This window comes from Marinobacterium sp. NO-S09 (assembly GCF_059179545.1).
Genome location: NZ_CP168954.1, coordinates 3,706,829 through 3,727,996, shown reverse-complemented (window position 1 = coordinate 3,727,996; position 21,168 = coordinate 3,706,829). Strand labels below are relative to the sequence as shown.

22 protein-coding genes are annotated in these 21,168 nt (G+C 58.2%); 9 read left to right on the top strand and 13 right to left on the bottom strand.

Translation table 11 applies throughout. The annotated features are described in order from the left end of the window. The first annotated feature begins 70 nt into the window (after positions 1-70). On the top strand, positions 71-286 hold the full coding sequence (locus tag O3C79_RS17185; RefSeq protein ID WP_076461045.1) for a TIGR02450 family Trp-rich protein: 216 nt from the start codon (positions 71-73) through the stop codon (positions 284-286). 113 nt (positions 287-399) lie between these two features. Further along, positions 400-822: a VOC family protein gene (locus tag O3C79_RS17180; protein WP_494384088.1), complete on the top strand. Its 423-nt coding sequence runs from the start codon at positions 400-402 to the stop codon at positions 820-822. Between the two features lie 227 nt (positions 823-1,049). On the opposite strand, the gene O3C79_RS17175 is transcribed toward O3C79_RS17180, so the two are convergent. The 7 genes from O3C79_RS17175 to O3C79_RS17145 all read right to left on the bottom strand — a co-directional run bounded on the left by O3C79_RS17175 (position 1,050) and on the right by O3C79_RS17145 (position 8,120). Continuing rightward, the gene (locus O3C79_RS17175) at positions 1,050-2,684 is read right to left on the bottom strand and encodes an EAL domain-containing protein (RefSeq protein ID WP_494384087.1); all 1,635 of its coding nucleotides are present in this window, start codon (positions 2,682-2,684) and stop codon (positions 1,050-1,052) included. A gap of 168 nt (positions 2,685-2,852) precedes the next feature. After that, positions 2,853-3,866 carry a CobW family GTP-binding protein gene (locus O3C79_RS17170; RefSeq protein ID WP_494384086.1) on the bottom strand — a complete coding sequence of 338 codons (1,014 nt, stop codon included), beginning with the start codon at positions 3,864-3,866 and terminating at the stop codon, positions 2,853-2,855. Between the two features lie 72 nt (positions 3,867-3,938). After that, complete coding sequence (locus tag O3C79_RS17165) at positions 3,939-4,262, bottom strand: hypothetical protein (protein ID WP_010325097.1); 324 nt, start codon at positions 4,260-4,262, stop codon at positions 3,939-3,941. Between the two features lie 87 nt (positions 4,263-4,349). Then, positions 4,350-5,087 carry an oxygen-insensitive NADPH nitroreductase gene (gene nfsA, locus O3C79_RS17160; protein WP_494384085.1) on the bottom strand — a complete coding sequence of 246 codons (738 nt, stop codon included), beginning with the start codon at positions 5,085-5,087 and terminating at the stop codon, positions 4,350-4,352. 31 nt (positions 5,088-5,118) lie between these two features. Beyond that, a complete protein-coding gene (locus O3C79_RS17155) occupies positions 5,119-5,703 on the bottom strand; it encodes an alpha-ketoglutarate-dependent dioxygenase AlkB family protein (RefSeq protein ID WP_494384084.1) in 585 nt (194 codons plus the stop codon). Beyond that, the gene (locus O3C79_RS17150) at positions 5,690-6,580 is read right to left on the bottom strand and encodes a ribose-phosphate pyrophosphokinase (RefSeq protein WP_494384083.1); all 891 of its coding nucleotides are present in this window, start codon (positions 6,578-6,580) and stop codon (positions 5,690-5,692) included. Before O3C79_RS17150 ends, O3C79_RS17155 begins: the two co-directional genes overlap by 14 nt. Positions 6,581-6,584: 4 nt before the next feature. Beyond that, positions 6,585-8,120 carry a thymidine phosphorylase family protein gene (locus O3C79_RS17145; RefSeq protein WP_494385805.1) on the bottom strand — a complete coding sequence of 512 codons (1,536 nt, stop codon included), beginning with the start codon at positions 8,118-8,120 and terminating at the stop codon, positions 6,585-6,587. Between the two features lie 199 nt (positions 8,121-8,319). Here O3C79_RS17145 and purU point away from each other — a divergent pair, with 199 nt between their 5' ends. The 4 genes from purU to O3C79_RS17125 all read left to right on the top strand — a co-directional run bounded on the left by purU (position 8,320) and on the right by O3C79_RS17125 (position 11,320). After that, positions 8,320-9,174 (top strand): formyltetrahydrofolate deformylase, encoded by an 855-nt coding sequence (purU, locus tag O3C79_RS17140; RefSeq protein ID WP_010325102.1) that lies wholly within the window; start codon positions 8,320-8,322, stop codon positions 9,172-9,174. 72 nt (positions 9,175-9,246) lie between these two features. After that, positions 9,247-9,660: a CBS domain-containing protein gene (locus O3C79_RS17135; protein ID WP_494384082.1), complete on the top strand. Its 414-nt coding sequence runs from the start codon at positions 9,247-9,249 to the stop codon at positions 9,658-9,660. 21 nt (positions 9,661-9,681) lie between these two features. Next, on the top strand, positions 9,682-10,575 hold the full coding sequence (locus O3C79_RS17130) for a DnaT-like ssDNA-binding domain-containing protein (protein ID WP_494384081.1): 894 nt from the start codon (positions 9,682-9,684) through the stop codon (positions 10,573-10,575). Then, entirely contained in the window at positions 10,493-11,320 is an 828-nt protein-coding gene (locus O3C79_RS17125) for a replication protein P (protein WP_494384080.1), read from the top strand. The genes O3C79_RS17130 and O3C79_RS17125 overlap by 83 nt, the downstream gene beginning before the upstream one ends. On the opposite strand, the gene O3C79_RS17120 is transcribed toward O3C79_RS17125, so the two are convergent. Further along, complete coding sequence (locus O3C79_RS17120; RefSeq protein WP_494384079.1) at positions 11,321-12,388, bottom strand: DUF3549 family protein; 1,068 nt, start codon at positions 12,386-12,388, stop codon at positions 11,321-11,323. 131 nt (positions 12,389-12,519) lie between these two features. Here O3C79_RS17120 and O3C79_RS17115 point away from each other — a divergent pair, with 131 nt between their 5' ends. Then, on the top strand, positions 12,520-14,223 hold the full coding sequence (locus O3C79_RS17115) for a potassium/proton antiporter (protein WP_494384078.1): 1,704 nt from the start codon (positions 12,520-12,522) through the stop codon (positions 14,221-14,223). Between the two features lie 75 nt (positions 14,224-14,298). Then, positions 14,299-15,861 carry a cation:proton antiporter domain-containing protein gene (locus O3C79_RS17110; protein WP_494384077.1) on the top strand — a complete coding sequence of 521 codons (1,563 nt, stop codon included), beginning with the start codon at positions 14,299-14,301 and terminating at the stop codon, positions 15,859-15,861. Between the two features lie 10 nt (positions 15,862-15,871). Here O3C79_RS17110 and O3C79_RS17105 read toward each other — a convergent pair whose 3' ends face one another. Genes O3C79_RS17105 through O3C79_RS17095 form a run of 3 tightly spaced genes read right to left on the bottom strand, consistent with a single transcriptional unit; the run spans position 15,872 to position 18,460 of the window. After that, positions 15,872-16,762: a potassium channel family protein gene (locus O3C79_RS17105; RefSeq protein ID WP_494384076.1), complete on the bottom strand. Its 891-nt coding sequence runs from the start codon at positions 16,760-16,762 to the stop codon at positions 15,872-15,874. 16 nt (positions 16,763-16,778) lie between these two features. After that, positions 16,779-17,105, bottom strand: coding sequence for a YqcC family protein (locus tag O3C79_RS17100; protein ID WP_010325110.1), 327 nt, complete (start codon positions 17,103-17,105; stop codon positions 16,779-16,781). Next, a complete protein-coding gene (locus O3C79_RS17095; RefSeq protein ID WP_010325111.1) occupies positions 17,105-18,460 on the bottom strand; it encodes a class II 3-deoxy-7-phosphoheptulonate synthase in 1,356 nt (451 codons plus the stop codon). The genes O3C79_RS17100 and O3C79_RS17095 overlap by 1 nt, the downstream gene beginning before the upstream one ends. 207 nt (positions 18,461-18,667) lie before the next feature. On the opposite strand from O3C79_RS17095, the gene O3C79_RS17090 reads away from it, so the two are divergent. Next, positions 18,668-19,159, top strand: a complete 492-nt coding sequence (locus tag O3C79_RS17090; protein WP_494384075.1) for a hypothetical protein — start codon at positions 18,668-18,670, stop codon at positions 19,157-19,159. Between the two features lie 33 nt (positions 19,160-19,192). Here O3C79_RS17090 and O3C79_RS17085 read toward each other — a convergent pair whose 3' ends face one another. After that, positions 19,193-20,107, bottom strand: a complete 915-nt coding sequence (locus tag O3C79_RS17085) for a LysR family transcriptional regulator (RefSeq protein WP_010325113.1) — start codon at positions 20,105-20,107, stop codon at positions 19,193-19,195. 97 nt (positions 20,108-20,204) lie between these two features. Beyond that, positions 20,205-21,113, bottom strand: coding sequence for an ornithine carbamoyltransferase (gene argF / locus O3C79_RS17080; RefSeq protein ID WP_076461015.1), 909 nt, complete (start codon positions 21,111-21,113; stop codon positions 20,205-20,207). Positions 21,114-21,168: the final 55 nt, after the last annotated feature.

Here is a 21,168-nt window from a genome sequence, read left to right as displayed (position 1 = left end):
AACCCTGGCCGTGACACGCTCGTAGAATTGCACAGATTTAGTAGTTAATTCAGTGTCTTATGGAGCGTGTATGAATAAAATCAACCCGGCAAAATTGCACAATAGTAAGTGGACAGCAGTTAATCCATTGAATCGCGAAAAGCATTTTTTGGTGACAGAAGTTGAGTTTGACGAAGATGGTTCGGTGTTGGTTTGCAAAGTGGAAGCCGTACTTTCAAATACCGAGTATTCAATCGATTGGATTGAGCTTAAGAATCAGGATAAATGGCTTCAAGGCTGGAAGTAGAATTGGCTCAGGAAAAACCAAACGGGTGATCGCAGATTAATCGTCTTCCGGATAATAATTTGTTTATTTAAAAATAATAAAATTTTGACCGCATAAAGATAAAGGAAATTAATATGGCCTATGTAGAACATGCCAATATCTCTGTCCTGGACGCCGAAGAAACCATCAATTTCTTAACAACTGCAATCCCGTCATGGTCTATTCGCGGGCAGGGTAAGATGGATTGGTTTGGGGAAGAGGTGCGCTGGTTTCATGTGGGGAATAACGACTCCTATATCGCCGTTCAGGAAGGAGGGGAGGGGCAGGTTCAAAACTGGAAGGAAAAATGGACGGGCGTTAAGCATATCGGGATAGTGGTTTCTGATTTGGAATCACTGGTAAGTCGCCTGTCTGAAGCAGGTTATCCGGTTGATCATGCGGGTGCTCAGCATCCATATCGACGCAATGTCTATATTTTCGACAGTAATAATATTCAGTATGAATTTATAGAGTATTACTCGGATAAGCCTGAAGAGAAAAACGATTACTCGATGTAATGGAAAGACCCGGGCGCTGGGCAAGGACCGCGGCAAACGCTTCTTTGATGATATGAAACCGCCCAAGGGGCCAAGTGTGAGCAACGTGCAGGCCTGGTCAGTGAGTTCACGCCCAATGGTATACCGGCATGGGTGTTTACGTTGGTCGCGGAGGTGATGGAAACCGATAGTGGGAAATCAAGATTGCCCCTATGCGGTGGATGAGTACCTGTTAGAGTGTTCTGCTTTCAGGTGTCAGTGTCCGTTGTTACATCTCGACTGTTGCCTGTCAGGAATCGGACTTCGTTCAGTGGTTCCGGCAGGTTACGCGTGAGCGTTTCTGAAACGGGAGTCGCCATCATATGAAATACATTACCACCGTTCTGGCTCATATCGGGCAGCATGACTGCACGAATATAGAGGTACTGACAGTCCTGAAGCCTATCGAACGCGGCGAAGGTGTGGATCATATGGCCGCTGGCACAGCTTGATTTAATCGCTGTGAAATCTTCCTCGGATATCAGATCGGTGATGCGGTCGTGATCAATTTTGATTTCAATATGGGCATGCTTGTTTATGCGCAGCAGGTTGCCATCTTCGTCCGCAATGAAAAAAGGTGCTGGGAACTCATCGGAAGAATCGATGTATTTTCTGGCAGGCAGTCGGGAGTTGAAGTTCTCATACGCATTGACCAGCATGAACATGTCGCCATTTGCCGGGTTCAAGCGCGGTAGCTGTATGCAGAACACTTTTTGTGCAGCGGCACCGGGGAAAAAGTCCCATTCGGAAGTGATTATGTCTTCACCGGCTTGCATGCGCAGCTGGTAGCTTTTGAGCCGGGTTTTGGCCAGGTAGCTCATGGCCGAAAAGTCCCGGGACTGGAGTTCGTCCAGTGACTCAGCCTGCCAAAACCGGCATCCGGCCGTATTGGCCCAGATGATTTTTTGCGCGCTGAAGTCCCATAGCCAGGATGGGTGAGGGCGCTCTTCAAGCTCTTTCAGCTCTGCGCTCTGAAAAAGGGTTGAGGGGTTAAGGCAGGATTTCTGAGATTTGTTGTCGTTGTAGTCCTGGATCCACTGCTCCAGAAGGGTGTCTTTAACGCCTTTGCTGAATAAAAAGCCCTGACCGTAAATCGCCCCAGCCTCCAGCAAAATCGATTTGATCATGCAGGTTTCAATACCTTCGACAATGCAACGAAGTCCCAGGTTGCTGCTTAACTGCAAAATCGCGTTGATACCGGCCATGCTGGTTTTGTCGTTGATCACGCGTGATGTAAGCGAAAAATCGATTTTAATTTCGGAAAAAATATTCAGGCGAATGGTTTCAAGGGTTGAGAAGCCTGTCCAGAAATCATCAACGGCGAGCTGAATCCCCGCTTCATGTAGTTGCCTGAGGTTTGCAACACTGGAGTCACCGAAAATGCCTGCAGTCTCCGTGACTTCCAGTACGATTGTGGCTTGATCAATGGTGTGCCGACCGACAATGTTGATTATTTCGTCGGCGAAGCCTTCCCGGCACAGGTCGTATGCGGAGATGTTCAGTGAGAAGTGCAGGCCTGGCGAAGTCTGTTGTAAGCGTTCGACCAGGCTCAGCATTCGCTCAAACAGGTGAATGGTCAGATGGTGGCACTGCTGGGCGTCTTCGAGCACAGGAAGAAAATGGAAAGGGGCTACCTCTCCACGTTCCGGATGTTCCCAGCGGGCAAGACATTCGAAACCGACGATTTCGAGGGTTTCAAGGTTAACCTGGGCCTGGCCTGCCAGATAAAACTGATCGTCATCGATCGCCTGAAGAATCTCATCGAGTGTAAAACCCTGCGTTGTTGGTGCGGTGGGCGCCTTTGTCGCGTGCGAGCTCTGATCAGACTGATGGGAACCGGGCATGTTTAACCTCTTGGTATCAGGCGTATTGTTATCGGCTCAGTGCATGTTGTTCAGGTTATGCCAGCTTGATGTCATGGCTTCAGGGCCAAATCGTTTTGGTTACAATGCCTTGATTCTGTTACAGATTTAGCCCGGTTGCCAGTTTAAAAGCGGTGACGAGAGAGGCGGTTATCGGTTCAGACAGTTCAGCAATGCCTGCTCAAGTTCCGCTTTATCCAGCCTTTCGCGGGTCAGAATCTCCAGCCGTGAATCCCGTCGCCAGGCCGACTCGGCGGTGGTGGCGGCCTGTCCGGCGTTACGATTATAGCCGACGCGGGCAGGGCCGATGCGCAGCACGGCTTTGACCCGTACGGCGGTATCCAGCTTATCCAGTACGTTCCGGGCTCGGTCCCAGTCAAAGCAGTCGTCGCTGTGGAAAACCCAGCCGTAGCTGTAGTGGTCTTCACCCTGGCCAAATTCATACACCGGCTGCTTCGGCTTGGGCTGGGTAGGCAGTTTGGGCGGTGTTAAAGGGCTGAGTGTAGCCGCTTGGGCGTGGGCCTGTGGATATTCAGCCTGGCGTTCGAGGGAGTGGGGCAGATCAAGCCATGACAGTTTCAGTTGCCCCTGGCTGACCTGATGCACACCGGCTTTGGGGGGAAACAGGTTGGCGCTCAGAGTATGGGCTTCGGCGATATCCTCGGCGCTGGCCAGATCAATGCGGTTGAGTACAACTCTGTCGGCAAGGTTGAGTTGGTCGATAAAGCTGGGCTGGCTTAGAGTGTCGGGCTGGTGCAGTACGCCGGGGTCGAGCAGGCAGATAATGCTGTGCAGGGCGAGGACATCCTTGAACTGGTCACTTTGCAGGGTATCGATGATGCGGGCAGGGTGGCCTAGTCCGGTGGGCTCGATGAGCAGGCGATCAGGGCGCTCGCGTCTTAACAGGGTCGCAAGTGTAATCGGCAGGCTGGGGCCAAGCGCACAGCAAAGGCAACCGCCCGCCAGTTCCTTGACGGCCACGCCGTCTTCCTCAGCTATGAGGCTGGCATCGATACCGACCTGGCCGAACTCGTTGACCAGTACAGCCCAGCGCTCGCCCTTGGGGCGTTGTTGCAGCAGGTGGTTGATGGCAGTGGTTTTGCCACTGCCCAGAAAGCCGGTGATGATATTGGTCGGAACGGCGCTCAACCTTGTCTGGCTCACAATGCTTAACTCCCTGAATGCGACAGGGGATGGATTGTGAGCCAGCCATTAAGGGTGATCAAGCCTTGGGTGTCAGGCGCACACCTTTTCGTGTTTACGTTTGGCTTCCAGGTAGCGCGGGGTGGGGCCGATGTCTTCGTAGATCGGCTCGTCATCTTCTACCCGGATGATCCGGGTGCCCGGCTGATAGGGCATGTGCGCTTCGATTTCGCTCAAGATACTGTGCAGCAGAATGGGCGTCAGTTCGACAATATCCATTCCGTAGACTTCGGCCAGCGCTTGCAGACGCACCATATCTTCCCGGTCGATGGGAAGGGTCACCGTTTGCTGGTGAGCGCGTTTGCGGGAGTGCTGTTCCAGTTGCTCAAGCAGAGCGGCGATGTTTCGTTCAGGCATGTTGGGCATCCTCTCGCGGGAACAGGACCGCCCCCGGTGGGGGCACTCCCGTTCAGCATAGTTGAGAGTCCTGCAGCCTGCACGCAATCAGCGTTTCAGGAAGCCTTTGCCGTTGAGGAAGGGCAGCATGTGCGGGCGGGCTTCCTTAACCAGCATGCCGGAGATCTGCTCGCTCCAGGTCATGTCCTTGTTGCCGCCGGTGCGGGTCTTGTAATACTCGCGTACGTCGCTGTCGTAGGTGGCGATGCGCTCGGCATCCTGGCTGTCGTCGTAACGATCCTGTTTCAGCACTACATCCAGCGGCAGGCGCGGCTTCACTTCCGGGTTCTGGTCCGGGTGGCCCAGGCACATGCCGAATACCGGGTAGACCAGCTCGGGCAGTTCCAGCAGATCGGAAACGCCCTGGATCTTGTTGCGCAGGCCACCAATATAGACGCCACCCAGGCCCAGGGACTCGGCGGCCACGATCACATTCTGTGCAAACAGGGCGCAGTCCATGGAGGCGGTAAGGAACTGTTCGGTATAGCCGGACAGCATGTCGGCATCGTGCATGTCGCAGGCCAACTTGTGACGCTTCATGTCTGCGCAGAACACCAGAAATACGGGCGCTTCGGATACGTAGGCCTGGTTGTTGGCCATCTCGGCCAGGGCGTCACGGCGCTCGCCCTGACTCACCTGAATCACGGTGCAGGCCTGGATGAAGCTGGATGTCGCGGCGGCCTGGCCGGCCTTGATCAGGGTGTCGACCGTGCTTTGGGCGACCGGCTCGTCGGTGAATTTGCGGATGGAGCGGTGGCTGTTCAGCAGTTCAATCGTTGGGTTCATCGGGTTGTCTCCGGTCGTGTGCTTGACGCGATTATACATGGATGAAGCGGAAGGTCAGGTTGATACGCGGTTGCTGGCAGGGCTTGCTGCGAGGCAGGCAGTGCTGCCAATGATGCTGGGTTTTGCCTGCCATGAGCAGCAGTGAGCCGTGTGCCAGTGACAGGGTGTGAGTATCCCGGTTCTGGTTATGGCGCAGGCGAAAGCGGCGCACGGCGCCCAGGCTGATGGAGGCGATAACGGGATTGTGCCCCAGCTCGCGTTCGTTATCGGCATGCCAGCCCATGGCGTCCTGACCGTCTCGATACAGGTTCAGCAGCAGGGCGTTGAAGCGGGTATCGCAGGTCTGTTCCAGACGCTGTTTGAGGTCGGCCAGTGCCGGATGCCAGTCATCCCCCGCCAGCCGCAGGCCCGAATAGGTATAAAGAATGCCGGGATCGGACTGGAATGCCTGCAGGCGCGGAATCAGGTGCTCACGGCCGAACAGGCGGATGCGATCCTGACGCCAGGGAATTTCATCCAGCAGGGTCTGCATCAGTTGGTCTGCCTCCGCCGGGCCGAGAAAGTCATCCTGATAACGAATCTCGGTATCCGGCAGTGCGAGGTCAGTGTTGCTCACGTTCGGCCAGCAGCTCGCGTACCGCATCGGCCAGTGGCGCGGCGATGTCGATCTGGTTGCTCAGGTGCGGGATGCAGGCGGTGGTTGCCACATCGGCGACTTCGGTGAGCTGGTTGTAGGCGTCACCGGCGAAGATGCCATGTACGCCGATGGCAACGGCGCGGGGCAGGCCTGCCGTACGCAGGTGGTTGAGCGTTTCCAGCATGGTGCGTCCACTGGAGATGATGTCGTCCACAAGTACGGGGGTGCGCTGGGCGGCATCGTCCAGGTCGGGCAGAGATACGCTGACATCGTAATCGCCGCGTCGCTCTTTCTGCAGCACCTGGAAGGGAGCACCAGCCAGCTCGGCCACATGGGAGACCCACTGTTCGCTTTCGCTGTCTGGACCGATCAGCAGTGGCTGGGAAATGCGGGCCTGAATCCACTCTGCAATCAGCGGCGCGGCTTGCACCACGCGGGAAGGAATGCTGTAAATCTCATCCAGCGAGTGGTAGCGGTGCAGGTGTGGGTCCACGGTGACCAGGTAATCGAAGGCGCCCGACAGCAGCTTGGCAAAGGGACGCGAGGTAACACATTCGCCGGGTTTGAAGCGTTTGTCCTGGCGCATGTACGCCAGATAGGGCGTGACCAGTCCGACACTGCGAGCGCCACAGTCCCTCAGGGTGTCGGCCAGGAACAGCAGGCGCAGCAGGCGTTCATCCGGGTGGAACAGGTTGCACAGAATCAGGCAGTCCTGGTCCTGGCAATCGGAGTGTACGCGCAGATAGCTTTCACCATCCGGAAAGCGGCGTTGTTCCAGTGCGCCGGCCTGGGCATCGAGCAGCCGGTTGAGCTGGGCGGCCAGCGCCGGGTCGGAATCAGGGTTGAAGATCAGCATGCGTTTACGCCTCCTGCTGCAGCAGATTTTCCAGTTCAATCACTTGCGGGTGTTCATTGAGATACTCAACGGCATAGTTGAGTTCCCCGGCATTTTCCGCGTGGATCATGATCAGTACATCCTGACAGTCCACCTGATCACCCAGTTTGACATTGATCTCAACGCCAGCCGCCGGGTCAGCCGGTGCCCCGGCCAGTTTGGCGATCTTGGCCAGAATACGGTTGTCGATACGGGTAACCCGTCCGGTATGCTCAGCCACCAGAGCATAGCGATAGGGAGCCACGGCCGGGTGGCGGAAGCCGCCCTGGGCATCGCAGATGCGACGGAATTTTTCCCAGGCCGTGCCCTGACTGAGGGTATCCAGCGCCAGTCGGGTTCCTTCTTCAGGGGACAGATGTTTCACCATCGCCAACATGGCACCGGCCACCTCGGCAGAGCGTTGGCGCAGGTCCTGCGGGGCTTCGGGGTCATTCTGCAGCACCGCCAGAATATCCCGTGCTTCCAGAGCCGGACCAATGCCTCGGCCCACCGGTTGACTGCCGTCGGTCATCATTACCTGCAACTCCAGCCCCAGGTTGGCGGCTACGGTCTGAAAACTGGCGGCCAGGCGGTTGGCGGCTTCTTCGCTGCGCACCTTGGCAGTGGGGCCGACGGGAATATCGATCAATACGTGGGTAGCACCGGCGGCGATCTTTTTCGACAGCACCGAGGCGATCAGCTGGCCTTCACTGTCGATATCCAGCGCGCGTTCTACCTGAATCAGCATGTCATCCGCCGGGCTCAGGCGCATGGCGCCGCCCCAGGCCAGGCAGCCACCTTCACGGCTAACTACCTCGCGCATCTGCTCCAGACTCAGGCTCACCTCGGTGAGGGTCTCCATGGTATCGGCGGTGCCGGCCGGGGAGGTGATGGCACGGGATGAGGTTTTGGGAACCGTCAGGCCACAGGCAGTAAGAATGGAGACCACGATAGGGGTGGTGCGGTTGCCGGGCAGGCCGCCGACACAGTGTTTATCCACGACCAGCGGCAAGTGCCAGTCCAGCGTGCTGCCGGATTTGACCATGGCCTCAGTCAGCGAGGTGATCTCGTCATCGCTCAGGTTGTCGTCACCGCAGGCGGTGATAAAGGCGGCCAGATGTACGTCGGCGTAGCGCCCTTCGACAATGTCGTTGATGATGCTCTGGAACTGCAGGTCGGTCAGCTCATGGCCATACACCTTGGCGCGGACATGGGACAGTGATTGCACCGGCTTGGGGTGCGACAGCCAGATCGGATCTTCGGCCTTGAGCCCCAGGCGTTTCCAGGCGGATTCGGAGAAGCCCACCTCGTCATCGGCCAGCAGACTGTCGGTGACAATATTGAGTGAGGCGATCAGGTGGCAGCTCTGATGGGTCGTCACCTGCACCCGTGACAGGCTTTCAAAACCTTCCGAACGGCAGACGTGACTTTGTGCCGGCAAATATAATGTCGGCTCGTGATGGGTATCGATGCCGAGTCGACGCGCCTTCAGTGGCGCCATCCGCTCCGGGGTCAGCATCATCATGGGACTCTCCTTGAGATCAGGCAATGATTCAGTTTAAGCACGCAGGCCCCTGACGGGCAATATCATCGGGCGCAGTGCTGTCAGCCTCCAGCCCCCTTCTGGTAGAATGTGCGATTCGATTTTCGTCCGGTTCCGGGCAGTCTTGCTTTAGGGCATTTCAGGACATACTTTTTTATTCAGGACACGAGCAGAGTTTATGGAACGCCGTTATCGTTTGGTTCTTTCCTGCCCCGACCGTGTGGGCATCGTGGCGATGGTCAGTAATTTCATTTCCAGTCACGGGGGCTCCATTGCGGATGCCAACCAGCACTCCGACCCGACCACCGGCTGTTTCTTCATGCGGGTGGAGATCAGTGCAAACAGCCTGCAGTTTTCGCTGGAGCAGCTGCGCGAAGCCTTTACCCCGATCGCAGCTTCCTTCAACATGGACTGGCAGATTGAAGACTCCTCCCGGCCCAAGCGTGTGGTGCTGATGGCCAGCCGTGAGTCCCACTGTCTGGCAGACCTGCTGTACCGTTTCCACAGCAAGGAACTGTTTTGCGAGATCGTATGTGTGATCTCCAACCACGACGATCTGCGTTCCATGGTGGAATGGCATGGTATCCCTTACCACCATGTCCCGGTAGACCCGGCCGACAAGACCCCGCACTTCAATGAAGTGAACCGTCTGATTGAAAGCCACGACGCCGATGTGGTGGTGCTGGCGCGCTACATGCAGATTCTGCCGCCGGACCTGTGCGAACGTTACCCGCACCGTATCATCAATATTCATCACAGCTTCCTGCCGTCATTTGCCGGTGCCAAGCCCTATCATCAGGCGCACGAGCGTGGCGTGAAACTGATCGGTGCCACCTGTCACTATGTGACCCAGGAACTGGATGCCGGTCCGATCATCGATCAGGATGTGACCCGCATCAGCCACCGCGACCTGCCGGAAGATATGGTGCGCCTGGGTCGCGATGTGGAAAAAACCGTGCTGGCCCGCGGTCTGCGCTGGCATTTGGAAGACCGGGTGCTGGTCCAGGGCAACAAAACGGTTGTTTTCGCCTGATTGCACCCTCAGGCTGGGCTAGTATCTAGGTAGGGCGCGTGCCCGATTTCGTTCTTGCAAGGAGTGTCCACAATGCTGAGATCCGTCAAAGTTCAGGATTACATGGCGACCAACCTGATCTCGTTCAGCCCCGAGACCGGGCTGTTTGATGCTATTCGGGCGCTGCAGGAGTACGGTATTTCCGGTGCTCCGGTAGTGGATGCCGAAGGGGCACTGGCGGGTATGCTGTCGGAGCTCGATTGCCTGCGCGCCATACTGACCCAGACCTACCATGAGGAAGAGATGGGCAGTGGCGGCCACGTGGGGCGTTACATGTCCAGCCCGGTAGAGACCATTGACTATGGTGCGGACCTGACTGAAGCGGCGCGTCTGTTCATCGACAAAAAGCTGCGCCGCATGCCGGTGGTCAGGGGCGGTAAGCTGGTGGGCCAGATCAGCCGCCGTGACGTGCTCAGAGCCGTCGAGGAGTTTGCGAAGGATGGTTGAGCAATCAACAGGAGCCGTTGCATGAGCGACTGGCTACCGGAAACACCCCTGCTGTTCTATCCCTCGCTGGCGCATAAACTGGGCAGTGACGAAGCGCTGTTGCTGTTTATCTACCGTGACTATGCCCGGCATGCCGGCATGCAGGCAGAGGATGGCAGCGTGGAGTGTATTCTGCCGAAAGCCCGCTGGCTGCAACTGGCCGGTTTCTGGAGTGAAGAGCGCCTGCGTACCGCCAGCGATAGTCTGGCGCGTCAGGGCTGCCTGCAGATGAGCATGAATCAGGGCGGCAGTATAAGCCTGCGCCTGCTGCCTGAGCCGGCACCGGAGGCCAAACCGGAACCGACCCCGGCCGATGATGCTCACGCACCCGGCGCTCCCCAGGCAGCCGAAGCGCAAACCGCGCCGGTCAACCGTTTGCCTGTGTATGACACGCCACCACCTCCGCCACCGCCGCCGCGTGGCAATATGATCGACCGCAAGGGACCGGCTCCCACCTTTGGTGGCAGCATTGGCTGGCGCCGTCACAAGGATGAGTTGCAGGCGATCTTTGAACAGGCGGAAGAGCGCAATCAGCAGCTGCACCCGATGCAGCTTGGCTGGCGTCCTTCGGATATGTTCCACGCCATGTTGCCGCGCCATTCCATCCCGGTGGGTTTTGCCGAAGCCTGCCTGGATGAGTTTGTCCTCTATTGGCTGGACAAGGACCGCAAGGAGAGTAACTGGGATCAAAAGTTCCTCGCCTGGGTCAAACGGGAATGGGTCAAGAAACAGACGCGGGATGCGCGCGAACAACGCTACGAGCAGGATCGCGCACCCATGACAGGGGGCAGTAATGAAAACACCCGCCGAGATTCTCGGGAAAAACGCAAACGGATTACCGCAGCCATCATGGACATCAAGGACACCGACTGGTGATTCTGGTGCCGGGCGTGAGCAATCACGCCCGGCGCAAAGCATCAGCCCGCAGACCAAAACCCTGGTCAACATGATTTTCGCCCGCTTTATGGCGATCTACGGGCACAAATTCAAAAGCTGCTTTGAAACCGAAGATGAGCTTCGCATCGCCAAGCGCGAATGGGCGCTGAGTCTGGCCGGTTATACCGAGTCCGAGCTTGTAGCGGCGGTGAATCGCTGCAAGGAAAGCACGGCCTGGATGCCCAGCATCGCCGAGTTTCTCAGTATTCTGCGCGATATAAATGGCGACTTCGGCCTGCCCGGCCTGCGTGATGCCTACATGGAAGCCTGCATGCATGCCGACCATCCGGTGCGTCATCACTGGAGCCATCCGGCGGTCTACCATGCCGGCCGCGAAACCGGCTGGTTTCTGCTGCGTACCGAAGAGGAAAGCCGGGCATTGCCGTCATTCCGCTATCACTATGATGTGATCTGTCGCCGTGTGCGTGAAGGTGAGGACCTGGATCAACCGGTGCCGCCAGCACTGGAAAACAAACAGGCCAATACGGTAGCGGACTTCATTCAGGCGTTTACCGAGGAACATGCGCTGGCACCTGAGGAGGGCGCCAGTCTGCTGTACTACCTGACCCTGCCGGAAGGCACCCGCACGCGTGCTCGGCTGTATCGTCAGGCTCAGGAAAAAGCGGATCAGCGTGGCCTGGGCATCCAGTTGCCGGCAACCACGCGGGATCGCGCCAGGGACTGATCAGTGTTGTGGGGCCGGGGTACTGAAGCTCTGGCCAAACATCTCGCCAATAGCCTGTTCCAGCGCCGGGCTGCGCTCAGGCTGACGGAATGCCTGCAGCAACAAGGCACGGTGAACCGGCATAAACATCAGCTCGGCCAGAATGCGGCTGAAACCGGCCTGTCCTGCCTCACCCTGCGCCAACTGTTCCAGGAACAGATGGAGTACCTTAGGTTCCAGCAGCGCTGACTCACAGCGAGTGGCAATTACCGTAATCACTTCAGCCTTGGCTGCATGAGGGCTTTGCAGTACCTCTGTGACCCAGGCCTGTTTGGCCAGTTCATCGGCAATATTCGACAGCGCACGGGCCAGTGCGGCGACGCGGTTGCTGTCATCACCCTTCAGTGCGGCCTGCAGCAAAGCCAGCAGCTCTTTTTGTACGGCGGGGGCGAGCTGAACATTTTCCAGCAGTGGGCACAGGTTCTCCAGTACCGGGGCCGGCATGCTGGGCAACTTGCGGGCCAGTGCTGCGGCGTTGCCATCCTGGTCAAGACGCATGCTGATATCCGCAAGGCCCTGATACGCCAGAGTTGGCCATTCATCCTCTGGCAACTGATCATGGAACCAGGCATGGGCGCGCTCGTAATGTGATGAGGCGGCGGTTTTCATCTCCTTGGAGGCCAGGGCATGGAAGGCTGCCATGCGGCCCTGCTCGGGTGTGAACGAGTAGGGGTTGTCCTTGAGTGCATCTTCATCCAGCTGACCGTTTTTGCTGTTGACCACATTCTGGATCAGGCGCTTGAGCAGATCATCCCGGGCAGCAGGTGCCACCAGACCCTGCTCGTCCAGCGGCAGGCGCAGGAACCAGACCGCGTTTTCCTGCTTTTGCTTGGGGTTCCAGATCAATACCGCCACCCAGGCCAGATGCTGGAAAGGCGTGGGGTAGGGGAGTTTGGAGTCTTCAATGCGCTGGAACTGCTCCAGGGAAAGCTTGCTGATACGGCGTCCCATATCGAAGACGCGCAGTGCGGCGCCGGTCGAGCGCAGCAGTTCAGTCAGGGATTGAGGCATAGCAGTTTCAGCAGACATAGGGTTCCGAATCACAGCGGGTTAACGGGAAGCGCAATTTTACCAGTTTTGTACCCGGACGGCATGGGACTTCCGGGGGGGAGGCTGTGGTAAATTAGAGGGGCAGCCCCAGCGAAAAGGATTGAAACCGAATGATACTGACGTTGCTCTTTGCCAGCGCCATGTTGTTGATCAGCATTGTTTTAAGCCCATTGTCGAACCGCCTGGGCATGCCGGTGCTGTTGCTGTTTCTGGTGGTGGGGCTGGTTGCGGGACAATCCGAATGGGGCATGCTGATGTCGGCGGATGTCTCCAGTACCTTTCTGGTGGGGAATCTGGCGCTGGCGGTGATTCTGCTCGATGGCGGTATGCGCACCCGCATTGAAACCTTCAGGGTTGGCCTCAAGCCAGCCTTGACGCTGGCCACGGTGGGCGTACTGGTAACCGCCTCGCTGGCGGGGCTGGCAGCCTACTGGATTCTGGGCCTGCCCCTGCTGCACGCACTGTTGATCGGTACCATCATCTCCTCGACCGATGCGGCGGCAGTCTTTGCCCTGTTGCAGAACCACGGCCTGCGCCTTAACCAGCGTGTCAGCGCTACCCTGGAGATCGAGTCGGGCAGTAACGACCCGATGGCGATCTTTCTGACCATTATCCTGCTGGAATTGATCACTCGCGAAACACCGCCCGGCCTGCCGGAAGCCGTGGGTCTGTTGATCACGCAGCTGGCACTGGGTGGGTTTGGCGGCTTGGGTGGTGGCTGGTTGCTGTCGCGGCTGCTCAACAGCCTGCAGCTTCAGCCGGCCTTCTATCCGCTGCTGGTAACGGCAACCGGCCTGAGTGTATTTGCGGCTGTTACGCTGCTGGATGGCAGTGGCTTCCTGGCGATCTATCTCATGGGCATCTGGGTCGGTAACCATGGTCTGCGCAAGATGGACGATATTCTGCAGATACATGACGGCCTGGCCTGGCTGGCGCAGCTCAGTCTGTTCCTGATGCTGGGCCTGTTGCTTTCGCCCCACGAGCAGCTGACGCTGTTGCCTGAAGGGCTGGCACTGGGGGCTATTCTGATTCTGGTGGCGCGCCCGCTGGCGGTGTTTCTCTGTCTTTGGCCCTTCAAGTTTCGCTGGCCTGAGCTGCTGTTCATCGCCTGGGTGGGGCTGCGTGGTGCGGTGCCGATCGTGCTGGCGCTGTTCCCGTTGATGGCGGATGTGGAAAACGCCGCCATCTTCCCCACCATCGCCTTTATCGTGGTGGTGCTGTCGTTAATGTTGCAGGGCACGACGCTTGCCCGTGCGGCGCGCTGGCTGAAACTGGAGCTGCCGGCGGAACCGGGTGCCCTTCAGCGAACCAGCCTGGACTGGTCCACCGAGCATAACCACCGTCTGATGATATTTGAATTGGACGGTGAGCACTGGACACCACCACGCACGCTGAAAGGAGTGCGGTTGCCGGCGGATGTGGTAGTGACGGCGGTGCTGCGCAAGGATATGTTGATGCCATATGAGGCTGACCTGGCACTGCAAACCGGGGACAAGCTGGCAGTAATTGGTGCCGAAGACACCGAGGTTAAGCTGGCCAAACTGTTCAGCTCGGTGACATCGATACCGGCACTGAAAGAAAGCACCTTCTTCGGTGCGTTCGAACTTAACGGCAGCGTCGAGCTGGATGCTCTGGCACAGAACTTTGGTGTGCAGATTGATGATGCGATCAAGCAGCAGAGCCTGGATTACTATATTCAGTCCTGTTTAAAGGCGCCGCCGGTTGAAGGCGACAGGGTGAGCCTTGGGGCGATCAACCTGGTGGTGAAATCGGTTGAGAATGGTCAGGTGACGCGAGTAGGTCTAAAGTTCTGATGCCGCGCACTGACAGTTCGGGTGTTAAATGGTTTAATGCGCCCGAAAAAAGCCTGTGGATAAGGGAGTAATGCGTTGATAGAAGCGGTCTGGATCACGTTTGCCTTCGGCCTGGGGATGGGCGTCAAGCTGGTGGGGTTACCACCGCTGATCGGCTACCTTGCGGCAGGGTTCGCCATAGTGGCGGCCGGCGATATGGCGGGTATTGAGGTAGAAGGCACTGAAGCACTGAGCCATATTGCTCACCTGGGTGTATTGCTGCTTTTGTTCACCGTGGGTCTCAAGTTGAAAGTGCGCAACCTGGTCAAGCCGGAGGTGATCGGCGGCGGGGTGATGCACTTTGGTATCTCCATTCTCCTGTTCACACCGGCGATCCACTGGATTATGGGTCTGGAGTGGATGACGGCGCTGATGCTGGGTATCGCCCTGTCATTCTCCAGTACGGTGCTGGCGGCCAAGGTGCTGGAATCCAAGCGTGAGCTGCGTGCCTTTCACGGCCGTGTAGCCATCGGTATTCTGATCGTTCAGGACCTTTTGGCGCTGCTGGTAATGGCGCTGGCCAGTGGCAAGACTCCTTCTGTCTGGGCGCTGCTGGTGTTCGGCATTCCGCTGCTGCGACCGCTGTTTTACAAGCTGCTGGATATCAGTGGCCACGAGGAACTGCTGGTCCTGCTCGGCCTGTTGCTGGCGCTGGTGATTGGCGGCAAGGGCTTTGAGCTGGTCGGCCTGAGCTCCGAGTTGGGAGCGCTGGCATTCGGTGCTTTGCTGGCCAACCATCGCCGTGCCGGTGAGCTTTCATCCTCGCTCTGGAGTATCAAGGAAGTCTTCCTGGTGGGCTTCTTCCTGCAGATCGGCATGGGCGGTTTGCCGGATGCGGACGCGCTGGTGTTTGCCATTGTGATGGGGCTGGTGTTGCCGCTCAAGGGCATCCTGTTCTTCTTCCTGCTGTTGCTGTTCAAGCTGCGTGCGCGCAGTGCTTTCCTGTCCGGACTGAGCCTGACCAATTACAGTGAGTTCGGCCTGATTGTGGCCAGTATCGTACTACCGGAGTGGCTGGTGCCGCTGGCGATTGCCGTCTCCGTATCCTTCCTGGTATCAGCACCGCTATACCGTGCAGCACACCCGCTGTATGACCGTCTGGGTACCTACCTGGCGCGTTTTGAGCGTGAAGGCTTCCACCCGGATGAGCAGCCGCTGTCGCTGGGTGAGGCGGAGATTCTGGTGATTGGCATGGGTCGAACCGGTACCGCAGCCTATGATCATCTGGTGCCGCGTAACATTCCCATGGTGGCGGTGGATTCTGACCCGGCCAAGGTGGATGCGCATGCCAAGGCGGGCCGCAATGTGGTGTTCGCTGATGCCGAGGATGTGCAGCTGTGGAAAAACCTCAAGGCGCCCAAGCTCAAGCATGTGATTCTGGCGGCCAGTGATGTGGAAGCCAAGGTGACGGCAGCGCGTCAGCTGCGTCAGGCCGGTTTTGAGGGCGTGATTGTGGCTCACAGCATGTTTGCTGATCACGCCGATGCGATCACCAAAGCCGGTGCGGATCATACCTACCAGACCATGGCCGAAACCGGTGTGGGTCTGGCCGAGCATATCTTTACGGCGGTCAAGAAGCGGGAAGAGGGGACGGCTTAAGTCGCCCCGCTTACGCGGACGGATCGTCCTTTTTATCAAGGGCTGCCTGTTCAGGGTGGCCCTTTTTTGTGGCCTCGCTTGAAGCTTTGTCCTGGGCTTTTTCCAGCAGGACCAGCATGTATTCCAGCTGGTGTTCGATGTTATCCAGGCGGTTTTCAAGGCGGGTAATACGGTTCAGGTTCTGGCGTTCCCGCTCGGCAATCTGGCCTTCGTCCTTTTCGATAAAGAAGACCGAGAAGCTGGCCGTCAGCAGCGAGAACATGCAGATCCCGATCAGGATCAGCAGGGAGCCGAACAAGCGGCCTTCGTTGGTGCTGGGAACAATGTCACCGTAACCCACCGTGGTCATGGTGACCCAGGCCCACCAGATACCGTCCAGCGGTCCGTTGAAGGCGGGGTCCAGCGCTGCAATCAGAAAGCCGGAAATGAACAGGAACAGCAGGCAAACCAGCAGGGTCGTGCCCAGGTTGTGGCGTGCCAGAATGGAGCGCAGGTCACGGGAGACCTTGAACAGGATGCCCAGCATCACCAGCAGACGCAGGGAGCGGATGGCGCCGGCATAGAAACTCTGTACACCCCAGAGTGCCGGCAGGCCGGCAATAATAATGACTAGGCTCATCCAGTTGTGTTTGAGATAGCGCCTGCGGTCATCGACTGCATAGAGCATCAGGCTCAGCTCGGTGACAAAGCCGAGCCAGATCAGCCAATCAGTTACTTGGTGAGAGATGGCGGTGCCCAAACCATCAGCACGGAGATACCAGTCCACCAGAATCCACATGGCCAGCAACAACATTGGCCATTCCAGGCGTTTACTCCAGCGCTTGGCGCGGGCATTTTCCTGTGGGCTGACGCCGCCGAACCCAAGCCGGAACAGCAGCGAATGGTGTCGTTCGTAGCTCATCGCGGCGGCTCCAGGTTCAGTGACGGGTGCTTAGCAGACCATCCAGCTGTTCCAACAGCCCCAACAGGCGGTCAGTGTCTTCTTCATACTGCTTGAACACTTCTTCTGCCATGGGATGAATCTGGCTGTTCTGCGGCAGTGGCAGTTCACGCGCAATCATCTGTTCCAGGCGAGGAATTAGCAGCCACTGAACCCATTCACTGAAATCGAGGGTATCGACACAGAAGGGCTGGGTGCTGGCCAGAGCCTCGTCACTGGGCGGTTGTGCCGCCCAGCGATCAATGGCCTGCATTTCGGTACGAATCTCGACCAGGATCTGGCTGACTTCGTGAGCGCGTGACATCAGGACTCCTTGCGTGCAGCTTTCAGGGTATCGGCGATCAGGAAGGCCAGTTCCAGTGACTGGTCTGCATTGAGACGCGGGTCGCACTGGGTGTGGTAGCGATCGGCCAGGCCTTCTTCTGTGATGCGGTAAGCGCCGCCGATACACTCGGTGACATCGTTACCGGTCATTTCGAAGTGCACGCCGCCAGCGTGGGTACCTTCGGCGTTATGCACTTCGAAGAAGCCCTTCATTTCCGCCAGAATGGCATCGACGCTGCGGGTCTTGTAGCCGCTGGATGCCTTGATGGTATTACCGTGCATGGGGTCGGAGCTCCAGACCACATGGTGGCCACTGGCTTTAACCGCGCGGACCAGCGGCGGCAGTAGTTCGGTGATCTTGTCGGCACCCATACGGGCGATCAGCGTGATACGGCCCGGGATCTGGGCCGGGTTCAGGATATCGAGCAGGCGCAGCAGGTCATCCACCTGAGTGCTGGGGCCAACCTTGATGCCGACCGGGTTACGCACACCGCGCAGGAACTCCACGTGGGCGTGATCCGGCTGGCGGGTACGGTCGCCAATCCACAGCATGTGGGCAGAGCAGTCGTACCAGTCGCCGGTCAGGCTGTCCTGACGGGTTAGCGCCTGTTCGTAACCCAGCAGCAGTGCTTCGTGTGAGGTGTAGAGGCTGGTTTCCTTCAGCTGCGGGGTGTTTTCCGAGCTGATGCCGCAGGCTTCAATGAACGCCAGGGTCTGGTCGATCTGAGCGGCCAGGTGCTGGTATTTCTCACCCTGGGGGCTCTGCTGCACGAATCCCTGGGTCCACTGGTGCACCTTGTGCAGGTCGGCAAAGCCGCCGGTTGCGAAGGCGCGCAGCAGGTTCAGCGTAGCGGACGACTGGTGGTAGGCCGACAGCAGACGCTGTGGGTCGGGTGTACGTGCACCGGCGGTAAAGTCGATGTCGTTGATGATGTCGCCGCGGTAGCTGGGCAGCTCGATGCCGTCGATGGTTTCGGTATCGGAGGAGCGTGGCTTGGCGAACTGGCCAGCCATGCGGCCGATCTTCACCACCGGGCAGCTGCCGGCAAAGGTCATCACCACCGCCATCTGCAGCATCACCTTGAAGGTGTCGCGAATCTTGTTGGCGTTGAACTCGGCAAAGCTCTCGGCGCAGTCACCACCCTGCAGCAGGAAGGCCTTGCCTTCAGCCACTTGGGCCAGTTCGTCAGTGAGTGAGCGGATTTCACCGGCAAAGACCAGCGGCGGATACTCACCGAGCACCTGCTCTACCTGATACAGGGCATCCTGATCCGGGTAGGTGGGGTGCTGTTTGATCGGCTTGCTGCGCCAGCTGTCGGGAGTCCAGTTTTCCATCTTTGCTACTCACTGCTTGGTTTTCGGTTAGGAACCCCCGATGGTAACGCAAAACAGCGGGTTTCGGCAGCCTGCAAGCCGGCCTGAGGTCAGGAAATACGCCATTCCTGTCAATTATCGCAGCCTTGAGGGTTGATTGAGCTCGGCAGGCTGAAAAGCGAGCCGTTATAATGCCGGCTCGACCTTCCATATTTGCACGGAGACAGAATGACAGCACAGGTTTTCCATGTGTCGCCTTCCTATATGCGCCGCCAACAGGCACGTCAATTCACCTGGCTGCTGGCCATGCTGGGGCTTGTCGCATTCAGCCTGTACTACCTGGCGCAGTCACTGGGCGGGCCGCTGGAGATTGCCGATCTGCTGGTGCCGGTGTTGGGTGTTCTGGCCTGTTCGGCCTATGCCGCCAAGCTTGTTATGCAACTGCGCGTTGGCAAGCGGGCCTACCCTGATGTGAGCTGGGATCCGGAACAGGAAGTGCTTTCGCTGCAGCAGCCGGAAGGGCCGGTGCGCATGGCGGTGGCCGAAATTCTCAGTGCCCGTGTTCAGGTGGGTCTGGGGCGAGTGCTGGCGCTGACGCTGACAACAGATAACGGCGAGCAGCTGCGTCTGGAAGGCTATGAAGCCCTGGATGAACTGGTGGAGCTGCTGGAAAGCCGCATGCCCGAGGGGCAGGTCGTACGCACACGTCTGCGCTACTGATGAGGTATCACGCGGCGAGCGCAGCGCCCAGACTCAGGCGCTACGGATACCGTTGAGGTTCTTGAAGGTGACTTCGCGTGCGGTGTTGAGGAAGTCGACCATGAAGTCGGCCTCCTTCTGGTCTTCACGCATGGCGGCATAGAGGGTACACCAGAGCCCCTTTTCGCCCAGCGGGCGCGAAGCGATGTAGTTACGCTGCAGGTACTCATAGGCGGCCCAGTTGGGCAGTGCCGCTACACCACGGCCACTGGCAACCAGCTGCATGATCATCACGGTCAGCTCGGAGGTGCGAACCTCCTGAGGCTCGACACCGGCCGGGTCGAGGAAGCGGGTAAATACATCCAGCCGATCCTGCTCCACCGGATACATGATCAGGGTTTCCTCGGCCAGGTCTTCTGGACTGACGAAACGTTGACTGTGCAGGCGGTGCTGACGTCCCATCACCAATACAGATTCGTAGCTGAACAGCGGCACGTAATGGATGCCGGTGCGCGGTTCCGGGTCCGAGGTAATCACCAGATCCAGGTCACCACGGCTTAGTGCAGGCAAGGGCTGGAAACTGAAGCCTGTGGACAGGTCCAGTTCTACCTCGGGCCAGTGCTGGCGGAAGTGATCGATGGTCGGCATCAGCCAGTCGAAGCAGCTGTGGCATTCGATACAGATATTCAGGCGACCGGCTTCACCACCGGCCAGACGGGAAATATCCCGTTCTGCACTGCGTACCATGGGCAGCAGGTCGTCGGCCAGTGCAAGCAGTCTTTGCCCGGCACTGGTGAAGCAGATGGGACGCGTTTTGCGGATGAACAGTGAGCAGTTCAGGCGTTCTTCCAGATCCTTGATCTGGTGAGACAGCGCAGACTGCGTAAGGTGGATGCGCTCGGCGGCTTCCACCAGGCTACCGGCGTCGCGCAGGGCGGCAAGCGTTTTCAGGTGACGAATCTCTATCATGCCAGGGTCCCGATCCCGAACGTGTTGCCCAGTATAGTATCGATGTGAGGTGTCGTGCGAGCTTGGCCGGGCAGGCTGCAGCCTGCCCGGAGCACACTCAGGATTTGACCAGCAGGAATTCCAGCAGCGCTTTTTGTGCGTGCAGGCGGTTCTCGGCTTCGTCGAATACCACGGAGCGTGGGTCTTCCAGCATGTCTTCGCTGACTTCTTCACCGCGGTGGGCGGGCAGGCAGTGCATGAAGATGGCGTCTTCTGCCGCATGATCCATCAGCTCGGGGCTGACCTGGTAGCCGCGGAACTCGCGAATACGTTCCTTCTGCTCATCTTCCTGGCCCATGGAGGCCCAGACATCGGTCACCACCAGGTGAGCGCCTTTGACAGCCTCTTCGGGGCTTTCAAAGATACTCACCCGGTCGCTGTTGCGATTGACCAGGTCTTCGTTGGGTGCGAATCCTTCAGGGCAGGCAACGTTCAGCTGGAAGTCGAACTGGCGCGCCGCGTTGATGTAGGAGTTGCACATGTTGTTGCCGTCACCGACCCAGGCAACTGTCTTGCCCTTGATGGAGCCGCGGTGCTCGATAAAGGTCTGCATGTCAGCCAGCAGCTGGCAGGGGTGGAAGTCATCGGTCAGTGCGTTGATGACCGGTACCTTGGAATAGCGTGCAAAGCTCTCGACCAGCTCGTGGCTGAAGGTACGGATCATGACCACGTCGACCATGCTGGAGATGACGCGGGCGCTGTCTTCGACCGGTTCGCCACGGCCCAGCTGAGTGTCGCGCGGTGACAGGAACATGGCGTGGCCACCGAACTGTGCCATGCCGGCTTCGAAAGAGACACGGGTACGGGTAGATGCCTTTTCGAAGATCATGGACATGACCTTGTTTTTCAGCGGCTCGTAAGTCTCGCCGGCATTACGCATCTGCTTGAGAATGATGGCGCGCTGGACGATCTGTTGCAGTTCGTCGGGCGTCATGTCCATCAGGGTTAAGAAATGTCTTGTACTCATAAATTGGTATGGTCGGCGATCGTTCGGACCGCCGGCTCCCGTTCAGGGTTCAGGT